This is a genomic window from Corallococcus sp. AB049A, from assembly GCF_003668885.1.
GTDB classification, from domain to species: domain Bacteria; phylum Myxococcota; class Myxococcia; order Myxococcales; family Myxococcaceae; genus Corallococcus; species Corallococcus interemptor.
Window position 1 is genome coordinate 1 of sequence record NZ_RAWL01000734.1, and the last position, 2,095, is coordinate 2,095.

The following is a 2,095-nucleotide window of genomic DNA, read 5'->3' on the forward strand; positions in this document are numbered from 1 at the left end:
GCCCCGGGCCCCTCCGCCGCGGACCTGGCGGAGCTGCGCAACCTGCGCGCGAAGGTGGCGGAGCTGCAGAGCGCGCTGGAGGACTCGCGCGCGGAGACGACCCAGGTCGAGGAGCGCGTGCAGTCGCTGGAGTCCGAGCTCCAGGCGAAGGCCACGGAGCTGGAGGCGTCCCGCTCCACCGCCGGCAAGAGCGACAAGGACACCTTCGCGCTGCGCGACACCGTCAACAAGCGCGACAAGGAGATCCTCCGCCTCAAGTCCGAGCTGAACCAGAAGGACCAGGAGATCATCGAGCTGAAGGATCAGCACCTGGAGCTGGAGCAGAAGGCCTCCACCTCCGAGGAGGAGCTGAACCGCCGCGACGCGCAGATCAAGACGCTCACCTCGCGCACCGAGCAGCTCACCTCGGAGCGCAAGCGCGTGGATCAGCAGCTGGCCACCGCGAAGGAGGAGGCGCGCGGCGCCACCGCGCAGCTGAGCGCGCTCCAGACGGAGCTGGATCAGCACCAGGCCCAGGCCCAGGCGCTCCAGGGCGAGGCGGACAGCCTGCGCGCCCAGGTGGCCCAGCTGGACGCGGACCTCCAGGCGGTGCGCGACGAGGCGGAAGGCCTGCGCTCGCAGGTGGAGGCGGCGCAGGGCGAGCTGGAGGGCCTGCGCGGCCAGCTGGAGCAGGCCCAGGCGGACCTGTCCAACCAGAGCGCCCAGGCGGCCGCGGAGGCGGACGGCCTGCGTGCGCGCATCACCGAGCTGGAGCAGGCGGCGGTGCGCAACGAGGAGCGCGTGACGAAGCTCTACGCGCGCATCAAGGGCGACGAGAAGCTGCGCGAGAAGACCAAGAAGGCGCTGGCCATCGCGCAGCAGCTGCTGGACGAGCCGGGCACCTCCGTGGGCGACGACGCCGACGAGGAAGCCGCGGCCTGAAGCGGCGGCACCGGAGCCTCAGGGGGAAGGCGCGGAACACCGCCCTCCCCCACTCCAGCCTCCCGCGTTACTTCCCGGCCTCCTTCTTGGGGGCCGTTTTCTTTTCGTGCAGCTTCTTGGCGAAGGACTGCACGGCGGCGGGCACGTTCTTGTCGCGGGACAGGTCCTTGAGCTCCGCGTCGCGCAACGTGTTGAGGAACTTCATGGTGACGGTGAGCGGCACCTTGGGGTTCTTCACCAGCGCGAGCTTCACCTTCTGCATCTTCGTCCACTCGCGGTTGTTGTAGATGACGCGCAGCACGTCCTCGTTGATGGCGCGGTTGGCGGCGCACGCGAGCACTTCGCCGTCGGTGATGCGGGGGCTGCGGATGACGGCCACGCAGACGAGCTTGTTGGTGTCGCGGATGAGGGCGGAGCGGGCCTCCTTGTTGCCCAGCGTGCCCAGCTTGATCTTCTCCGCGATGGACATCTTCATGATGCGCTGCGCGAGCGTCAGGCGCTTGCCGTCCTCCATGGGGGCGGCGTCCTCGGCCTGCGCGTCCGCGCCCAGCTCCTGGAGCACCTCCTCCGCGGTGGGGCCCGGGTCCGGCGGCGCGGCCGCGGCCTGCGGGCCGTAGATGCGCACCCGGGCAGCCTGCATGGCGGGCACGTCCGCCAGCACCAGGCCGCTGCGCACCGCGAAGTCGCAGACGCTGTCCACGAGCGACGCGGGGACGCCGGGGTTGGCGCACAGGTTGCGGACGATGTCCTCCTTGCGCAGCAGGCGCAGCTGGTTCTGGGAGATGATCTCCGCCACCTTCGGACTGCACGTGGCGGCCACCGCGGAGACGGCGTCGTCCGGCGTCTCCGGGTTGAGGACCAGCATCTCCGCGTAGGCCTCCTTGTCCTTGAGCAGGTCCAGGAAGTAGCCCAGTACGACGGGCTGCACGCCCTCGTCGCGCAGCGCGGAGCCGAGGATGCGGTCCGGCAGCCCCGCGGACGTCTTGGTGGCCGTCTCGCGCACGCCCGCGTCCGGGTCGAACGTGAGCATGTAGAGCGCGCCCAGCATGTCCGCCGGGTTGAGCGGCACCAGCGACTTGGCCGCCATCATCCGCAGGGGCACGGGGGCGTTGGGGTCCACGTGCTTGCGCAGGTTGGGCGGCAGGAACTCCGCGTTGAAGGGGCAGCCCGGGGG

At 70.7% G+C, this 2,095-nt stretch carries 1 protein-coding gene and 1 pseudogene; one reads left to right on the forward strand and one right to left on the reverse strand.

What is annotated here, in order from left to right:
* Positions 1-921 (forward strand): annotated as a pseudogene (locus D7X55_RS38830) (hypothetical protein); the annotation flags it as partial.
* A gap of 67 nt (positions 922-988) precedes the next feature.
* Here the strand turns inward: D7X55_RS38830 and D7X55_RS38835 are convergent.
* A partial coding sequence (locus D7X55_RS38835; protein ID WP_233610349.1) for a hypothetical protein occupies positions 989-2,095 on the reverse strand: 1,107 nt, incomplete at its 5' end.